The sequence below is a fragment of the Megalodesulfovibrio paquesii genome (assembly GCF_054653055.1).
On the sequence record NZ_BAAIGQ010000008.1, the window covers coordinates 191,273 to 207,391 of the forward strand.

The 16,119-nt window shown below is 65.2% G+C and carries 17 protein-coding genes; 5 read left to right on the top strand and 12 right to left on the bottom strand.

The features are described 5' to 3' along the window. Positions 1-100: 100 nt before the first annotated feature. Positions 101-1,630, bottom strand: coding sequence for a sensor histidine kinase (locus tag ACYQ00_RS19135; protein ID WP_460033663.1), 1,530 nt, complete (start codon positions 1,628-1,630; stop codon positions 101-103). 108 nt (positions 1,631-1,738) lie between these two features. Between ACYQ00_RS19135 and ACYQ00_RS19140 the strand changes: the two genes are divergently transcribed. Both ACYQ00_RS19140 and ACYQ00_RS19145 read left to right on the top strand, forming a co-directional pair. After that, entirely contained in the window at positions 1,739-2,650 is a 912-nt protein-coding gene (locus ACYQ00_RS19140) for a metallophosphoesterase family protein (RefSeq protein ID WP_460033664.1), read from the top strand. 28 nt (positions 2,651-2,678) lie between these two features. Next, complete coding sequence (locus tag ACYQ00_RS19145; RefSeq protein WP_460033665.1) at positions 2,679-3,056, top strand: diacylglycerol kinase; 378 nt, start codon at positions 2,679-2,681, stop codon at positions 3,054-3,056. A 15-nt stretch (positions 3,057-3,071) separates the two neighbouring features. On the opposite strand, the gene ACYQ00_RS19150 is transcribed toward ACYQ00_RS19145, so the two are convergent. After that, positions 3,072-4,151 carry a tetratricopeptide repeat protein gene (locus ACYQ00_RS19150; protein WP_460033666.1) on the bottom strand — a complete coding sequence of 360 codons (1,080 nt, stop codon included), beginning with the start codon at positions 4,149-4,151 and terminating at the stop codon, positions 3,072-3,074. Between the two features lie 168 nt (positions 4,152-4,319). Here ACYQ00_RS19150 and ACYQ00_RS19155 point away from each other — a divergent pair, with 168 nt between their 5' ends. Next, complete coding sequence (locus ACYQ00_RS19155) at positions 4,320-5,498, top strand: acyltransferase family protein (protein ID WP_460033667.1); 1,179 nt, start codon at positions 4,320-4,322, stop codon at positions 5,496-5,498. A 27-nt stretch (positions 5,499-5,525) separates the two neighbouring features. Here the strand turns inward: ACYQ00_RS19155 and ACYQ00_RS19160 are convergent, their stop codons facing one another. The 4 genes from ACYQ00_RS19160 to rplM all read right to left on the bottom strand — a co-directional run bounded on the left by ACYQ00_RS19160 (position 5,526) and on the right by rplM (position 7,769). Next, a complete protein-coding gene (locus ACYQ00_RS19160) occupies positions 5,526-6,134 on the bottom strand; it encodes a hypothetical protein (protein WP_460033668.1) in 609 nt (202 codons plus the stop codon). Further along, positions 6,131-6,718 carry a homoserine kinase gene (thrB, locus tag ACYQ00_RS19165; protein WP_460033669.1) on the bottom strand — a complete coding sequence of 196 codons (588 nt, stop codon included), beginning with the start codon at positions 6,716-6,718 and terminating at the stop codon, positions 6,131-6,133. The genes ACYQ00_RS19160 and thrB overlap by 4 nt, the downstream gene beginning before the upstream one ends. A 205-nt stretch (positions 6,719-6,923) precedes the next feature. Then, a complete protein-coding gene (gene rpsI, locus ACYQ00_RS19170; protein ID WP_460033670.1) occupies positions 6,924-7,313 on the bottom strand; it encodes a 30S ribosomal protein S9 in 390 nt (129 codons plus the stop codon). 27 nt (positions 7,314-7,340) lie between these two features. Next, entirely contained in the window at positions 7,341-7,769 is a 429-nt protein-coding gene (rplM, locus tag ACYQ00_RS19175) for a 50S ribosomal protein L13 (protein WP_460033671.1), read from the bottom strand. Positions 7,770-8,026: 257 nt separating this feature from the next. Here rplM and ACYQ00_RS19180 point away from each other — a divergent pair, with 257 nt between their 5' ends. Beyond that, complete coding sequence (locus ACYQ00_RS19180) at positions 8,027-9,361, top strand: SPOR domain-containing protein (RefSeq protein WP_460033672.1); 1,335 nt, start codon at positions 8,027-8,029, stop codon at positions 9,359-9,361. Between the two features lie 11 nt (positions 9,362-9,372). Further along, on the top strand, positions 9,373-10,638 hold the full coding sequence (locus tag ACYQ00_RS19185) for an HD domain-containing protein (RefSeq protein WP_460033673.1): 1,266 nt from the start codon (positions 9,373-9,375) through the stop codon (positions 10,636-10,638). Positions 10,639-10,716: 78 nt separating this feature from the next. Here the strand turns inward: ACYQ00_RS19185 and ACYQ00_RS19190 are convergent, their stop codons facing one another. The 6 genes from ACYQ00_RS19190 to ACYQ00_RS19215 form a co-directional block, all read right to left on the bottom strand. Continuing rightward, positions 10,717-11,328 carry an FmdE family protein gene (locus ACYQ00_RS19190; protein WP_460033674.1) on the bottom strand — a complete coding sequence of 204 codons (612 nt, stop codon included), beginning with the start codon at positions 11,326-11,328 and terminating at the stop codon, positions 10,717-10,719. Positions 11,329-11,371: 43 nt separating this feature from the next. After that, positions 11,372-12,127, bottom strand: a complete 756-nt coding sequence (locus ACYQ00_RS19195) for an ABC transporter ATP-binding protein (protein WP_460033675.1) — start codon at positions 12,125-12,127, stop codon at positions 11,372-11,374. Further along, a complete protein-coding gene (locus tag ACYQ00_RS19200; protein WP_460033676.1) occupies positions 12,124-13,218 on the bottom strand; it encodes a FecCD family ABC transporter permease in 1,095 nt (364 codons plus the stop codon). Before ACYQ00_RS19200 ends, ACYQ00_RS19195 begins: the two co-directional genes overlap by 4 nt. A 13-nt stretch (positions 13,219-13,231) precedes the next feature. Beyond that, a complete protein-coding gene (locus ACYQ00_RS19205) occupies positions 13,232-14,329 on the bottom strand; it encodes an iron ABC transporter substrate-binding protein (RefSeq protein ID WP_460033677.1) in 1,098 nt (365 codons plus the stop codon). A 171-nt stretch (positions 14,330-14,500) separates the two neighbouring features. Continuing rightward, positions 14,501-15,613: a nickel pincer cofactor biosynthesis protein LarC gene (gene larC, locus ACYQ00_RS19210; protein WP_460033678.1), complete on the bottom strand. Its 1,113-nt coding sequence runs from the start codon at positions 15,611-15,613 to the stop codon at positions 14,501-14,503. Between the two features lie 117 nt (positions 15,614-15,730). Beyond that, positions 15,731-16,108: an iron hydrogenase small subunit gene (locus ACYQ00_RS19215; protein ID WP_460033679.1), complete on the bottom strand. Its 378-nt coding sequence runs from the start codon at positions 16,106-16,108 to the stop codon at positions 15,731-15,733. Positions 16,109-16,119: the final 11 nt, after the last annotated feature.

Genomic DNA, 16,119 nt, shown 5'->3' on the forward strand with positions numbered 1-16,119 from the left:
CGTCCTCGCTGCGTGCGTTTGCATCATGCCGCAATCATGTCGTTTCGGGCCGCGCCAGTAACATGGCGCGGCCTTGTATTTTGGGGGGGCTGCACCCGGGTTACTGTTCCGTGGGCAACACCAATGGCGCGGGGGGCAGGCGGACCTCAAAGCGCGTGCCGGTCTTGCCTGGCCGGGGAGGGGAGAGGGCCTGGATTTCGCCACCGTAGTGGTGCACGATATTGCGGCAGATGGCCAGCCCAAGGCCGGACCCCCGCTGCTGGCGTCGAAGGCTCGGGGATTCCGCGGGATCGTGCTGGAATTTCTCGAAGACTCGCGCCAGGGCCTCAGGCCCGATGCCAGGGCCGGCGTCTTCCACCGCCAGCTCCACCATGCCGGTGTCCAGGAGCCTGCCGGTGATAAGGATGACGCCCTCCTGCGTGAACTTGAGCGCGTTATCCAACAGGTTGACCACCACCTGCTGCAGCCGTTCCCGGTCCACATAGAGCGGCAGCAGGGTGGGGGCCATGTCCACCTGCAGACGGACCCGCTCGCGATCCGCCATGCGGCTGGCCAGGGCTCCCAGGCTTTTTTCCACCACCTCGGGCAGGGCAACCACCTCATTGTGCCACTCGCTCTTGCCGGCTTCCAGGCTGGCGAGATCCAGCAGGTCGTCCACCAGCCGGCTCAGGCGCGCGCCTTCTTCCTGGACGATACGAAGATTGTCCAGAATGCGGCTGGAGGCGGCATCCAGGGTGGCGGCTTCCTCGGCCGGTCTGCGGAAGGTCGCTTCCCGGATGGCAGGGGCGATGCGACGCTGGAATTCCTTGCGCACCAGCACCACAAAGCCGAAAATAGAGGTCAGAGGTGTGCGGATTTCCTGGGAGACGGCGCTCAGCAGATCGGTCTTGATGCGGTCCAGGTCCATCAGGCGGTGGGTCATGGCTTCGGCGTCCTTGCGCGCCGTCTGCAGAGAGCGCTCCATCTCCTTGCGGACGGTGATGTCCCGGATGACGCACACCGCTTCGTCGCGCACACCGCTTCGCCCATTGCCCCGCGCATTACCCCGCCCGTTGTCCTCGTCCCCACCGTTCATCGGCCGGTGAAACTGCGCCAGCCGGGCCTCGTACCAGGACCCATGCAGGGTGAACACCACCTCCTGCACCGTGCCCGCAGGGGCCGCCATCACCGCCCGGCTGGCGCCGGTCAGCAGGGTGGCGCACTCCACGGGCAGCAGTTCTTCCAAAAACCGGCCCTGGCCCAGCGCCACGGCGCCATTGGCCGAAGCAGGCTCCGGCAGCCGGAACAGGGCGCTGGCGTCGTTCAGCACTTCCACCACCCTTCCGGAATCCTCCAGGATGAACGCCGCATCCGGCATGGCGTCCAACACGGCCTTGAGCCGGGCCCGGGCGGCCCGGAGTGCCGCAGCCTGGCGTTTGCGCCGGGCATTCAGCAGATACAAATGAAACAATGCCAGGGCAACACCGGCGAACAGCACTCCCAGGAGCAGCAGGCTCGGGAGGTGTTCCTGGGCATAATGCTCGAAGGCGGTGGGCAACTCAGGCAGAAGCACATTGCCGCGAGGCTGGGCGGCGAGGGGCGCAGCCAGGCCTGGAAGCAGCAGGAGGCTTGCCCCACACCATATCAGCATGGCAAGACAACGCATTGGGGTCGCGAACAGACTGCGCATGGACTCTTCAGGGTGGAAGGGTATAAGGAATCGACCCAGACCGTATCAAAAAAAATCATCCAGGCAAATATGCATCCCCTTTCCACCGTCGGAAATTCCCGCCCGGGATTGTGGCATCATGAACGCAATCTTTCGGACCGCCTGCAGCGGGCCACGCGTCTGGCACACTGCTCGGACCTGCACTTTGGCGACCAACCCCCCGGACTGGCCCAGGCTCTGGCCGCGGCCCTGGGCCGGGCGGACCCGGATCTGGTGGTGATCAGCGGGGACCTGACCCAGCGGGCCCGGGTACGGCAGTTCCGCGAGGCCAGATCCTGGATGGACAGCCTGGGCCGCCCCGTGCTGGTGGTGCCCGGCAACCATGACCTGCCCCTGCTGGCCTTCTGGAAGCGGCTGCTGCTCCCGCGCCGTGCGTTTCGGCAAACCATTTCACCAGATAGAACACCCTGCTGGCGCAGTGATGACGTATTCCTCTGCGGGATGGATTCCACGCGACGGTGGCGATGGAAAGCCGGTCGGGCCAGGGCCTGGCGCGCCGGCCATGGCGCGCAGGCATTGCAGATGCTGGCCGTGCATCATCCGCTGCCTGCCTGGGATCCCCGCGCAGGGCAAGGGCGGCCGCATCCGCCGCCAACGCCGGTAACCGGCGTGGATGTGCTGCTGGCCGGGCACGATCATCATTCCCGGGTGGACCTCCTGCCCACGGCCACCTCGCCCTCGGGACTGCTGCAGGTGGTGGCCGGCACAGCCCTGTCCCGCCGGCTGCGGGGCGAGCCGCACAGCTTTTTTCTGTTGGACATTCGCAAGGAGCAGGAAAATGCCCGGACCATGCTCCTGATTCAACGCTGGGTGGCGGAGGACGTCGTTTTTGCCCCTGCCGAGACCCGGCAGTTCACGAAGGCGCTGGCCCGGCAGGACGGGATGGGCCGGCTGAGCCAGCCCGGCGATTCCGACTCCGGCTGGGAGGAACGCAGCTTCTGATGGACCTTTTGCCCCTGCGGAGGAGTGCATGCGCAACAAGTTTCTTGGCACCGGCCAGCCCGGCTATCATCCCCTGCGGAAAATCCGCGTCTGCCTGCACGGGCTGGCCCTGGCCGTGCGCTATGACTTCAGCGTGGCCTACAAACTGGGGCTTTCCGCCGTGGTGCTGGTGGTGGCTGTGCTGCTGCGCGATACCGTGGATGTACTGCTGGTGGCTGTGGCCACGGCACAAATGCTGATGGCCGAAATTTTCAACAGCGCCCTGGAAGCGGTCTGCGACTATCTGACCGCCCGGGAAGATCGCCGGGTGGGTGCCATCAAGGACATGGCCGCCGCCGCGGCCGGCTTGTCCATTGCCGCCTGGGTGGCGGTGCTGGTGGGCGAGGTGGTGCTGGTGCTGGTGTAATGCGGCGGGGTCTGGTCAGTCGTCGCAGTCCAGCTCGTCGCTGCGGTCCACGCTGGAGGCGGGGAGTTCGTCGCTTCTGCGCTCAAAGCGTCGGCCGGTGATTTCCTCGTACAGGGCCAGGGCTTCCGGAAAATCCCCATGCATGATGATGGCCTGCAGGGCGTGTTTTTCCGCAAGCTCCCGCTCATTCATGAAGAAATAGGCCCGGGCGATGTTATAATAGAGGGCTTCGTTGTCCGGGGTGAGCTCGATGGCCCGCTTGTAGGCGTGCACGGCGCCGGGAAAGTCCCCCTGCCGGCGGAGTTTGACGCCCAGTGTGTTGAAAGGATTGGGTGTTTTGTTCTCGTATTTGAGGATTTGGATAAAAAGTTCCTTGGTCTCCTCCAGTTTGTCGAAAAGCGCGTACACTTCGGCAGCTTTTTGCAGGTACCGGGTGTGGGCCTGGGTATCGCCCTTGCCCTTGTATGCTTCGGCCAGGCCTTTGTAGGCCTCGGCGAACAAGTCGTTGAGTTGCAAGGCTTTTTTGAAGGAGATGATGGCCTTGCCGAACATGCCGTCCATCAGATAGCGCATGCCGACATCATAATACCGCTGTGCTTCATCCTGCTCGGTGATGACCTCTTCGAAGGCCTCGATGGCGTCATCAAAGGCGCCGGCCTGCACCAGCTCGTTGCCGTCGCGGATTTGTTCCTGTTCGATTTCCGTAAACTGCGTGGTCCGCCGCGCCAGACGCAGGTGCCGCTCGAAGGTGACGATGGAGTACGGCCTGAGAATATAGCCGCTGACCCCTGCCCCGATATAGTCCAGCACGCGGTCGCGCCGGGCTTCGGCCGTGACCATGATGACCATGGTGTGCCGCAGCTCGGGCATCTTGCGCATCCGGCGCAAAAATTCCAGGGCGGGCATGTCTTCCAAGTCCGAATCCAGAAGCACCAGATCCATGTGATAGGTGCGCAGCAGGTTCAGGGCCATGGCCCCGGACGTGAGCGAGTGCACCTTCTCCGGCTTGAAGCGCGCCAGCGCCATCCTGTCATGCTTGGCGTGCATGGGCTTGCCGGTCAGGATCAGGACCGAGCGGAAAGGAGTGTCGATCATGCAGTGTCAGGTCCTTGCAAGGTGGGATGCAAGGAACCTAGGCAAAAAATCGACCCTTGACAAGGAGCGCCCGGAGGGTTCAAAGGGGCAATACGAAAACAGATTTTTTTATGCGAGAATTTGCCTGACCAAATCGAGGAATCAATGCAGCGCGAACGGCTCGGATACTTGGACTGGTTGCGTGTGCTGGCCACGGCGGCGGTGGTGTTTTTCCATTGCTGCATGTTCTTTGTGCCGGTGGAGTGGCACATGAAAAACGCCACCCTGAGCCAGCCACTCCTGCTGGTGGTGGCAACACTCGATTTGTGGCTCATGCCGCTCTTCTTTTTGCTTTCCGGCATGGCCAGCTGGCTGTCCCTGGGCGGGCGCAGCCCCTGGGGCTATGTGAAGGAACGCGGGCTGCGGCTGCTGGTCCCCTATTACGGGGTGGGAATACTCATCCTTCTGCCGCCGCAATGGTGGTTCGACCGCATCACCAATGCCGGGCTGCAGCAGGGATTTCTCAGTTTTTATCCCGAGTTCTTCAAGACATTCCAGCTTGCACCGTCCCCATTCTTCCTGGGGTTCTGGTCCGGGCATCTGTGGTTTTTACGATTCCTCTTTCTGGTCTCCCTGGCCGGCTTGCCACTGGTGCTGGCCCTGCGCACGGCTAGGGCGCAGGCCTGGCTGGAAGGGCTGGGCGCCGGGTTGTCGGGACGGTTATCGGGACGGTTGGGGGGACGCATGACCTCCCGGTGGCCGGGACTGCTGGCCCTGGGCAGTCTGCTCCCGTTCCTGCTGCTGCTTTGTGCGGTGGAACTGGCGCTGCGGCCCATGCCCGGGCGCTTCACCTGGGAGAGTTTCGGCATCTTCCTGACGGAATTCTGCATCGGCGCAAGCCTGATGGCGGCGCCGTCATTGCGGGAGGCCCTGGTCAAGGCCTGGCGTTGGCTGGCCGGTCTGGCGCTACTGTGCACGCTGGTCTATCTGGGGATGCTGGTGACGCAATTCCTCAGCTCCCAGGCCAGTCAGACAGGACAGGAGCTGGCGTACTGGAAAATCGCCTGCGTCCGGCTCGTGCGGGGCGGCGCCATCTTCGGCTGGCTGACGGCGCTGCTGGGCCTGGCCATGCGGTATCTGCCCGCTGGCGGCCCGCGTCTGCGGACCCTTGCTGCGGCCTCCATGCCCGTGTACATCCTGCACCAGACCGTGCTGCTGGTGGTGGGCGCGTGCATTATTCCGCTGGACTGGGGCATCCCGGCAAAGTTCGCGACCATTGGCGGCATTTCCGCAGTGCTCATTGCGCTGCTGGTCCGCTATGCCATCTGGCCCTTCCGCTGGGTGCGTTTTGCGTTTGGGATGAAATAGGGTCTGCTATGGCCGGGCTCCCTGCTGCTAGCGGGGCCGGCCGAGGAGCAGCATTTCGGAAAGCGTCAGATCGACCTTGGGCCGCGGGCCGGCGAAGGTTTCCCGAAAGGCGCGGTCCACGGCGGCCAGCTCCTGATAGAACGGCGTGCGGTCCATGAGTTGGCCTGCGTCTCCCTGCACCAGGGAGGACGCCAGGGCCTCGTAGCGCGGACAGCCGGGAAAGGCCATGGTCTCGCGGCCGGGAGGGGTGATGACATGCCCCACACCGTGCAGCCTGCAGATCATGAAGCGATGCTGGTAGCTGCCGCACAGGCCCTCCAGATTCATCGGGCACATGGCCTGGGGCGTTTCGCCCAGGGTCAGGGCGCGCTGGACTTCGGTGACATTGGCCCGGGCCAGGGTCAGAAAGCGTTCCTGCGCCTCCGGGGCATTGCCTTTGAAGCCTTCAAAAAAATAGGCCCACTCCACCAGGGTGTGATGCTGAAAATGGCTGACGCAGCAATTGTGGGCGCAGTCGGCGCAGGTGAACTGCACGCGCGAGGCGGCGGCCGCATAGGCGGCGTCCATGCGGGCATACAGGTCGGCCAGCCGGGAAAAGCACTGTTTGCGCCGGCGGGAGCGTTGGACGGGATTCATGGGCGGGGGCGGTCCTTGAGCCATTGGATGATGAGCGCGACCACGTCGGCAGGGGCGTGGCCGTCGGTTTCCACAACATGATCGGCCACGGCGGCGTAGAGCGGTTCCCGCTCGGCCACCAGCGCGGCCAGCGTCTGCCCTGGCGCAATGGCCAGGCCGCGGGTGCCGCAGGCCTCCAGGCGCTGCTGCACCGTGGCGGCTGAGGTCCTGAGCCAGAGCACAGGGCCGCGGCTGCGCAGATGAGCCATGGCTTCCTGGGAATAGACCACGCTGCCCCCGGTGGAGATCACTGCCCTGGCCAGCCACAGGCCGCTGGCGATGCGCGCTTCGGCAGCCAGAAAGGCCTCGCGGCCCAGGGCCTGATAGAGCGGCTCCAGGGGCAGGCCATAGAACGCTTCGAGAAGGGTATCGGTATCCAGATGGGCACAGCCGAGGGTGGTGGCCAGGAGCGTGCCCACGGTGGACTTGCCGGAACCGGCCATGCCGATCAGCGTGAGCACCGGCGCCGGCTCGCCAGGAGCGGGCGGGGGCAGCAGCCGTTCGAACAGGGAGGGCTCGGCGGGAGCAAGGGCGGGCATCTGCATGCGGCGCACTGTAGCGGGGGCGGGCGGCGAAGGCAATGGGCAAGGTGCTGCGGGGCGGGCAATCTGTCATGCATTCCACAAGACTGCATTGCCGCACGGACGCACAAAACCCGGCCCCGCGGAAAACGGGGCCGGGTAGGTACCTTGATTGATCCGGATGCAGGATCCAGGCGCAGGAGCTGTGCCGCGCAAGGCGGCTGCCAGCCTAGCGCTTGGAGTACTGGAACCGGGCGCGGGCGCCGCGCTGACCGTACTTCTTACGTTCCTTCTTGCGGGCATCGCGGGTGAGGAAGCCAGCCCGCTTGAGCACGCCACGCAGTTCGGGATCAAGTTCGATCAGGGCGCGGGCAATACCGTGACGCACGGCTTCGGCCTGGCCGGCAATGCCGCCGCCATCCACCGTGGCTTTGACGTCGAGCATGCCCAGCTTGCTGGTGAGCTGCAGCGGCTGCCGCACGAACACCTGCAGGGAGGGACGGGGGAAGTATTCTTCCAGCGGACGTTCGTTGATCAGGATCTGCCCGGCGCCAGCGTACAGGCGGGTGCGGGAGGTGGCCGTCTTGCGGCGGCCGGTGCCGTAATGGAATTCGCTCATGAGATCACTCCGAATGCTGGGCGAAATTTAGATGTCGAGAACGGCGGGCTGCTGGGCGGCGTGGGGATGATCCGGCCCGGCGTAGACCTTGAGCTTCTTGAGCAGGGCGCGGCCCATGCGGTTGCGGGGCAGCATGCCTTTGACAGCATGCAGCAGCACACGCTCGGGGTGGCGGTCCAGCATGTCCTTGAGGGACGTTTCCTTGAGGCCGCCGGGGAAGCCGGAGTGGCGGTAGTACTTCTTCTGCTCCAGCTTGTTGCCAGTGACCTTGAGCTTCTCGGCGTTGACCACCACGATGAAATCCCCGGTGTCGATGAACGGGGTGAACTCGGGCTTGTGCTTGCCGTGCAGGCGGCGGGCAATCTCAGTGGCCAGGCGGCCGAGAATCTTGTCTTCGGCATTCACCACGTACCAGTCGCGGCGGATGTCCTTGGGCGTGGGGGTGAAGGTCTTCATGCCGTCCTCGTTGCAGCAAAACGATCAGGGCGCTCCCGGCACATGCGGGGAGCGTCCGGAACTGTTCAGTTGGGCTCCACATTGGTCTGTGACGCAAAGAGGATTTCTATAGCCGCGGCCTGGTGCTGGTGTCAAGCGCTTTTTCGAGATGGATCACACATCCCTGGCAACGCTCCGGGATATTTTACGCTCCAGCGCGTTGACCCGTGGGGCGTTGCAAGGGTAGAGTCCCGCTCAAGACGCCGGGAGGCCTTAGAATGCATGCATCCAAAAAGACTCGCGCCGGAGCACTGATTGTCAGGTGCGCGGCGCACGCCTTGTGTGTGGTGCTGGGAGCCGGGCTCCTCGCTGCCTGCAGCAAATCCACCATAGATCCCGCCCGGTACGGCCAGTCCAATGGCCAACCGTACGCCCAGTCCGGCACGGCTGTCCAGGGATATGGCCAGCCCGCGCCCGGCGGCGTGCAGGAAACCACGCTTTCGGAATCGCCGGCCGCGTCCGCTGCTGCTCCCGCCTCCGGTTCCGCAGTGGGCGCTCCTGGAGCCGTGCCCATTGTGGGGGAGGGAACTCCCGCGCCGGCCGCCTCCGGGTACACCACCTCCGCCACCCCAGGCGCGACGGCCCCGGCAACGACGTATGCCACGCCAGCGTATACGCCACCGGCTGTCCCTGCGCCTTCGGCACCGTTGGATGGCGGCCCGGTGGCGCCTTCTGCCGAAGAAGAGCTTGCCGCCATGCGCGCTGCCAGCCAGGCCCCCTATGCGCCGGCGGCGTCCACACCGCAGGCGCCGCAGGCTTCCGGCACCTCGCACGCCGTGGCCACAGCGTCCGGCAGTGGGGCAGGGGGCGTGGTGTATCAGCTGCAGGCGTTTCTGGATCGCTCCAGAGCGCAGTCCTACCGCGACCAGCTCGCCGCCAAGGGGCATGATGTCTTTTTTGAGGAGGCCATGGTCAATGGCCAGCAGTACACCCGGGTGCTGGTCCGGTTGCAGGGATCGGAGCAGGAACGCCGCGCCGTGCTGACCGGCCTGGGCGCGCCCAATGCCCGCCCCCGCCGCGATGCCTCCCCTGCCGCGCCCGTTCCCGTTGCGCCCGCTCCTGCCGCGCCTGGCCAGAGCGCCTATACCCCGGCCGCCACGGTACAGGCGGCTTCCCTGCCCGTGGCCCAGCCCGCACCGCAGGCCGTCCCTCTGGCCAAGCCCGCCCCTGTGCCGGCCGCGCTCCCTGTGGTCACTCCGCCCAGCCAGCCTGCAGCGGCCCCCGCGCCTGTGCATTCCTCGTCCAGCTCCCCCAACTGCCAGGTCACCCCCACGCACATCCAGGCCACCGGCATGGGCCTGCCCGGAGCAGGCTCGCCGTTGATGATCGAGAAGCAGGCCCGCGAGGACGCCACCCGCAACCTCATGCTTTGCGTGGACAGCTACCGCAAGGAACGTGGCCAGGTGCCCCAGAACTACACCATGCAGGCCACCATTCCCGTGGGGCTGCTTCAGGTGGGGGATGTGGAACTCCTGGGCGATGGCTCGGTGCGGGCCACCATGCGCATCCGCATCACCGACCTGCCGCAGCTGGACGTCCAGGTGCTGGACTAGGCCGCCCCTCCATGCCATCCATTCGCAAGAGCCTGTTGCAGTTCATCTTTGCCGGCGCGTTCATGAAGCGCTGGAACGACAAGCTGCGCCCCATGGAGCTGCTGGAGGTGGACAAGCAGGCCCACAAGATGATTGCGGCCTGGGCGCTGTACCGCATGGCCGCCGCAGATCTGCCCCGCGAAGAGGCCCTGGACCTGGGCGAGCGCATCGTCGAGGGCGGGCTTTTCGACTATTTCTACCGCCTGGTCATCACGGACATCAAGCCGCCCATCTTCTATCAGATGAAGGCAAATCCAGAGCATTACCGCAAGCTTACGGAATGGGTTCTGGAACAGCTGGAGCCGCGGGTGGTGCCCCTGGGGCAGGATTTCTGGCAGCGGCTGCAGATCTATCTGCTGCAGCATGAAGATGCCGAGCCGGCCCAGAGCGACCCGGCCCGACGTATCCTGAACGCCGCCCACCTGTATGCCAGCTACTGGGAATTCAATCTTATCAAGGGACTCTCGCCCCTGGACGACGAAATCCAGGAGATCGACGCCTCGTTTCAGGACGGCCTGGGCGCGCTCACGGACATCCGCGGCGTGGATCAGCTCCTGGCCGGGCACACCTCGCCCCTGGGCAAGTTTCTGCATTTGTGCGGCCAGTTGCGGTTCCAGAAGCGCTGGTCCCAAACCCCGCGCGTGCCCGAAACCTCCGTTCTCGGCCACATGTATATCGTGGCCTGCTACGGCTACTGCATGTCCATGGCCGTGGGAGCCTGCCGGGCCCGGCGAGTGAACAACTTCTTTTCCGGCCTGTTTCACGATCTGCCCGAACTCCTGACCCGGGATATCATCTCTCCGGTCAAGAAATCCGTCCGCCACATTGCTGAACTGATTGAACAATACGAAAAGCAGGAGCTGCAGCGCCGCGTGCTGCAGCCCCTGGGCAAGGCCGGCCTTGGCGAGCTGGTGGAGGGGTTGCGCTTCCACCTGGGCCTGGAGGTTGGCGGCGAGTTCGTCCCCTCGGCTCTGGACCCCGAAACCGGTCAGCGCCGCGCCGTCTCCGAAGTTGAACTCTTCCAGCTGTGCAACGAAGACCACCACGACGCCAAGGACGGCCAGCTCCTCAAGGTCTGCGACACCCTGGCCGCCTACATCGAAGCCTACACCGCCCTGCGCAACGGCATCTCCTCAGACCAGTTGCAGGAAGGCCTCTGGCGCATGCGCAGCGGCTACCAGAACCTGACCCTGGGCCAGGATCTGCACATCGGCGCCCTGCTGGCGGATTTTGATTAACACGGTATGCTGATGGAATGTTCAAGGAACGCCATGCGAAACACGGCGCTCCTTGAACCTCGGTTCAGGAGTTCTTCCTCAACTTTTCTGCTCGACCTGTTCAAAGCAGGGGATGCACAGCGTCCTGCCGCCAAAGCGCCGGGTGCGGGATTCCATGGTCCGCTCGCCGCAGTTTTCGCAGGTCAGACTTTGCAGTATCTGCGCCGGCCGTGGTGGCCGGGCCTGCAGGGGCTGCAGCTCGAACATCTCCGGCAAGGCCAGGGTCATGAAGCGTTCCTGCAGGGCCGCCCGCAGTGCGCCGGCCCGGGCCAATTCGGCCGGAGTGGCCGTGCCCTGGACTATCGCCTGCTGCAGCGGGGCCAGTTCGGCATCCAGATCCGCGCGGCAGTCCGGCCGGAGCAGCAGGCGGATGCCCTCGCGTTCCGGGCGGTGATAGAACGAGAAGGCCATCTTGCCGTAATCCTTGTGGATCAGGTTCCCTTTGCCCTCGGTGCAGCCGGTGAGGAACTGGATGGCGTCCACGCCGCACATGTCCGTCTCGGCGATGCAGACCATCTCCCCACCGGGAGGATTGTGGAAGTGCTGCAGGGCGTATTCCGCCGCCCGGATGCCAATGGTCAGGCCAGGGCAGCTGTGGCCGTGGAATTCGATGATGCGTTCGATGGTTTCGACAGGGATTGCGCAGGACATGACGGCTCCTAGGTAAGACGATCCAGCAAAAAATGTCCGCCGCTCATGCAGCGGGAGTGACCACGGGCACACCGCCCAGGCGATGGACGGTGACGGGAACGCCGTACACCGCCTCGATGGTTTCCGGCACCACCTCTTCGGCCGGCACGCAGGCGTGCACGCGCCCGTGTTTGAGAAAGACGACGGTGTGGGCAAAGCGCAGGGCGGTGTTCAGGTCATGCATGGTCATCACCGCGGCCACCTGGTGTTCGTCCACCACCCGGCGAATAAGGCGCATGATTTCCAGCTGGTTGCGCAGGTCCAGGGCGCTGGTGGGCTCGTCCAGGAGCAGCAGGCGCGGTTCCTGGACCAGGGCGCGGGCCACGCAGACTTTCTGCAGCTCCCCGCCGCTCAGGGTATCCAGGTACCGCAGGGCCAGGGGCGCGAGGTCCAGGCGTTTGAGGGCGGAATCCACCATGCGCAGATCCTCCTCCCGGGCCTGCCAGCGGAAATGCGGCATGCGGCCCAGGAGCACGGCGTCGAATACCGTCAGCCGGGCGGCCTCGGCCCGCTGGGGCACGTAGCCGATGCGCTTGGCAATCTCGGCAGCTGAAAGCCGGAGTACATCCCGCCCCTCCACCAGGATGGTTCCGTCGGCCGGGGTGTGGATGGCGTTGATGCACTTGAGCAGGGTGGTCTTGCCGGCGCCGTTGGGCCCAAGGATGGCCAGCAGCTCCCCGGCGCGGACGTGGCAGCAGACGTCGTGCAGCACGGGCTGGCCATGGTAGCGGAACTGCAGGGCCTGAATGTCGAGGATCATCCCCTTCCTCCTTTGCGGGCAAGGCGGGGGCCTTGCAAAATCAGCAGCAAGAAGACCGGCGCACCCAGAAAGGCCGTGACCACGGACACGGGCAGCACGTGCGGGGCCAGGATGACGCGGGCCACGGTGTCCGAGGCCAGGAGCAGCAGCGCGCCGGCCAGGGCCGCGCCGGGCAGCAGGAAGCGGTGGTCCGCCCCCAGGAGCAGGCGAACCAGATGCGGCGCCACCAGCCCCACAAACCCGATGATACCCAGGAAGGCAATGAGCGTGGCCGTGACCAGGGAGGCGACGAGCATCCCGGCCATGCGTACCCGGCCCACGCGCACGCCCAGGCTGGCAGCTGTCTCGTCGCCGGCGTCGATGGCGTTGTAATTCCAGGCATTCCACCAGAAATAAACCAAGGAGGCCACGGTGACCGCGCCAAGGATGCCACACTCGCGCCAGGAGGCCCGGGCCGCGTCGCCAAAGGTCCAGAACACCATGGCCGCCAGCTGCACGTCTGAGGCGAAAAACTGCAGCAGCATGGTCCCGGCGGTGCAGAGCGAGCCCAGAGCCACCCCGGCCAGGACCATGGTTTGCGGCGTATCCGAGGCCGCGCCCCGCCGTCGGGAGATGGCCAGGATGATGGCCGCCGCGGTCAGGCTGGCCAGAAAGGCGCAGCCCGTGGTCAGCCAGGGGCTGGACACGGCCACGGCGCCCCGGGAGGTCATGATCCCCCCACCCAGGAGCATCACCGCCAGCGCCGCGCCAAAGGCCGCGGCGTGTGAGATGCCCAGGGTGAAAGGCGAGCCCAGCGGGTTGCGCAATACGGACTGCATCACCACCCCGGCCCCGGCCAGCCCCATGCCCGCAGCCAGGCAGGCCAGGGCCTGAGGCAGGCGGATGTTCCAGACGATGACCTGGGCCTGACGCGAAACCTCCAGCCCCAGCAGGCTGCGCAGCACGTCCAGGATGGTCAGATTGGCCGCGCCCACGGCAATGCTCCCGGCCAGCAGGCCGCACAGCACCAGGGCCATGCCCAGCAGGGCCAGCACCCGCCGCCCCACATGGCGTCGGTAACTTTCGGGGACAACGCCATCGGCAAAATGCATTCCGGCTCCCGGATTATCTGAGGGGCACAGCCGAGAAGGCCAGACCGCCGAAGAGGGAGGTCATTGGCTGGAAGACTGGTTTGCCGAACAGGAATTGATAGATACCGTCGGCCGCCACGGCAGGTTCGATGTCCGTGAACCGTTCCGGATACAGGACCTTGCCGATGTACCAGGCATTGGCCAGGAGCGAGCCGTAGTTGGTGCTGTACCAGTTGTAGGGCAACACGCCGTAGACGCGCCCCTTGGCCACGGCGTCCAGGGTCTGATAGGCCGGATCGGTCTTCAGTTCGTGGAGCCCGCCGGCGGCGTCGCCCAGCTGGAGGGTGGCCAGATCGAGGAAGAGCACTTCGGGATTCCAGGCCACAATCTGCTCCTTGGCCACGCGGACCACCTCGCCGGCGTGCCCACCGGCCGCCAGATTGCGGGCATGGACAAAGGCAAAGGGCGGGTAGCCCGGTTCCGTGGACTGGAAGCCCTGGGCCCCGCGCGAGGCCACGCCGCCGATGAAGACGCCGGGCCGCCTTGCTTCGGGGATGTCCTTGGTCCGCCGCTCAAGTTCGGTAATCTGGGTGTCGAAATAGTTGACCACCGCCTCGGCCCGGGCCTGCACGCCGAGGACCTCGCCCATCAGGCGCAGGGTGGCATAGAGCCGCGGCCGGCCTTCGTTCAGGTCGCCATAGTCAATCACCACCACGGGAATGCCGGTCTTGTCCTGCAGCTCCACCGGGTCGGTGCCCTGGCTGGGATTGTGGATTTTGAAGATGAGCTGCGGCTGGGTCGGGAGGCTCAGAATCTGTTCCGGCCGGTCAAAGCCACGGAACTCGCCAAACACGGGCAGGGTCTTGAACTGCGGATTGGCCAGGGCATAGGGCCGGGCATCGAACTCGCGGCGCTTGCCCTCGATGTCATCCACGCCGACGATGCGATCCTGGGCCTGCAGATAGGTCAGGAGCCGCAGGCAGCCGGAGCCGGAACAGAGCACATGCTCGATCTTGTCAGGCAGGGTGTGCTGGCGGCCCAGGGCGTCGGTAATGGTCCGGGCGGCGGCGGACTGCGGCAACAGGAGCAGCAGGGGAAGCAGGGCCAGAACAAGGCGGTGAAGAATCGGCATGCGAGGACCTCTTCGTGCTATGTCATTTGCAACAATAACACGATCTGGGTAAAGAAATCCCCGCGTCAGGTCAAGGTGTTTGGGGTGGATACGGAACTCCGTCACCCCGGCCGCCTCGTGCTGCGGGCGGCCGGGAAACGCGAGCTGCTGCGTGCCCCTCAGAGGGTGAGGTCAGTGGGTGTGGTCGTCATGCGGCTCGGCGGCATGGTCGGCATGCTCGTGCTCATGCGGGCCGTGTTCTCCCTCGTGCGTGTGCTCGTGGGTATGGTCCTGCCCGTGATGCTCATGCGGGTGTTTGTGCTCGTGCACGTGCCCATGGGCATGGGTGTGCGCATGCGGGTGCGAATGTCTGCCGATGCCGGGGTGCTCGTGCTCGTGTTCGTGCTGATGCGTGTGTTCGTGGACGTGCTCGTGCCGGTGTTCGTGATCGCCTTTCATGACAGCCTCCTGGTTGTCATAAGCATAGAGCATAGGTGGATACTGTAAAGACGGCACGAACCAATTGTTCATGGCATGGAGCACGGCCGGATCGGCCTTGCAGGCGGCCGGATCAGGTGTTGGATCATACAAATAGGCGCGCAGGCCGTTACAAACACCGCGCACGTAGTACGTGCCATAGGCCACGCCATGGGCCAGGACGCAGCCCACGGGGCCGGTGGTGAAACGCGTGGTGAGCGCCTGGAGCAGCACCGCCCCGGTGGGGGTGACCAGTTCCTGCATGGCCGCCGTGGGCAGGACCGGCGTCTGCAGCATGAACTGCAGGGTGGCCGGCGCGGGCAGGGGCAGCGGGCCATGGTCGCAGACCACCACACCCCGGAACCAGGGCAGTGGCGAGCAGGTGACGCCGGCGACGCTCAGCTGCTCCAGCCCCCAAAACGCGCCGAGCACATCGATGACCGTATCCAACGCGCCGACTTCATGAAAATGGACTTCCTCCAGGGCGATGCCGTGCACTGCGGCCTCGGCCTCGCCCAGGGCACGCAGGGCGGCCATGGTCCGGGTCTTGACGGCCTCGCTCACGCATCCCGTCTCGGCCAGTGTCTCCACAATGGCCCGCATGTCACGCAGGTGGCGCAGGGGTTGGCCGCCGGGCAGGTCCATGCACAGCTGCGTGCCCAGCACGTCATCCACCATTTTGGCTGTCGGCCGCAGCCGCACGGGCAGACCGATGGACTGGAGGGCGGCTTCAAGTGGCGAAAGGTCCAGCCCCAGGGCACAGAACGCGGCGAGGATCATATCGCCGCTTGCGCCGCCCACGGGGTCAAGATGCAGATGCACCGGCATGCGGCCCTCCGGAGAGCAAAGAAAAATAGTGTGGAATTACCTGGATCGGATGCGTCGCCCTAGGGTCAGGAGCCAAATCCCTTGCCGCAGGCGCGCGGTCGCTAGCAGGAGAGCGGGCTATTCGTACGGATAGGTGTTGCCTTCAAATTCCTTGGCCCGGGGGTTGGGGAACACGCCTTCAGTCTTGAGTTTGGCGATGTTCTTGGAGCGGTCCGTGAAGTGCATGTGCAGGTACTGGTGGGAAACATGCCCGCCCGGTTCGTGCAGGAATTTCTTGTACAGGGCCTGCACCTGGGCGTTGTCCTGGCTGGCGCGCACGGGGAACTTGGAATCGGCGCCGTACACGGAGTCGATGCGGTCGAGCATGTAGTCCTTGACCTGCTTGGTGGCAGCCACGGCCTTGCCTGTGATGCGGATGCCGATGAGAGCAGCCCCGCCCAGGATGCAGCCGGTTTTCAGGAAGGCGCGACGAGTCACATACGCGATGGTGTTCATGCTGGTTCCTC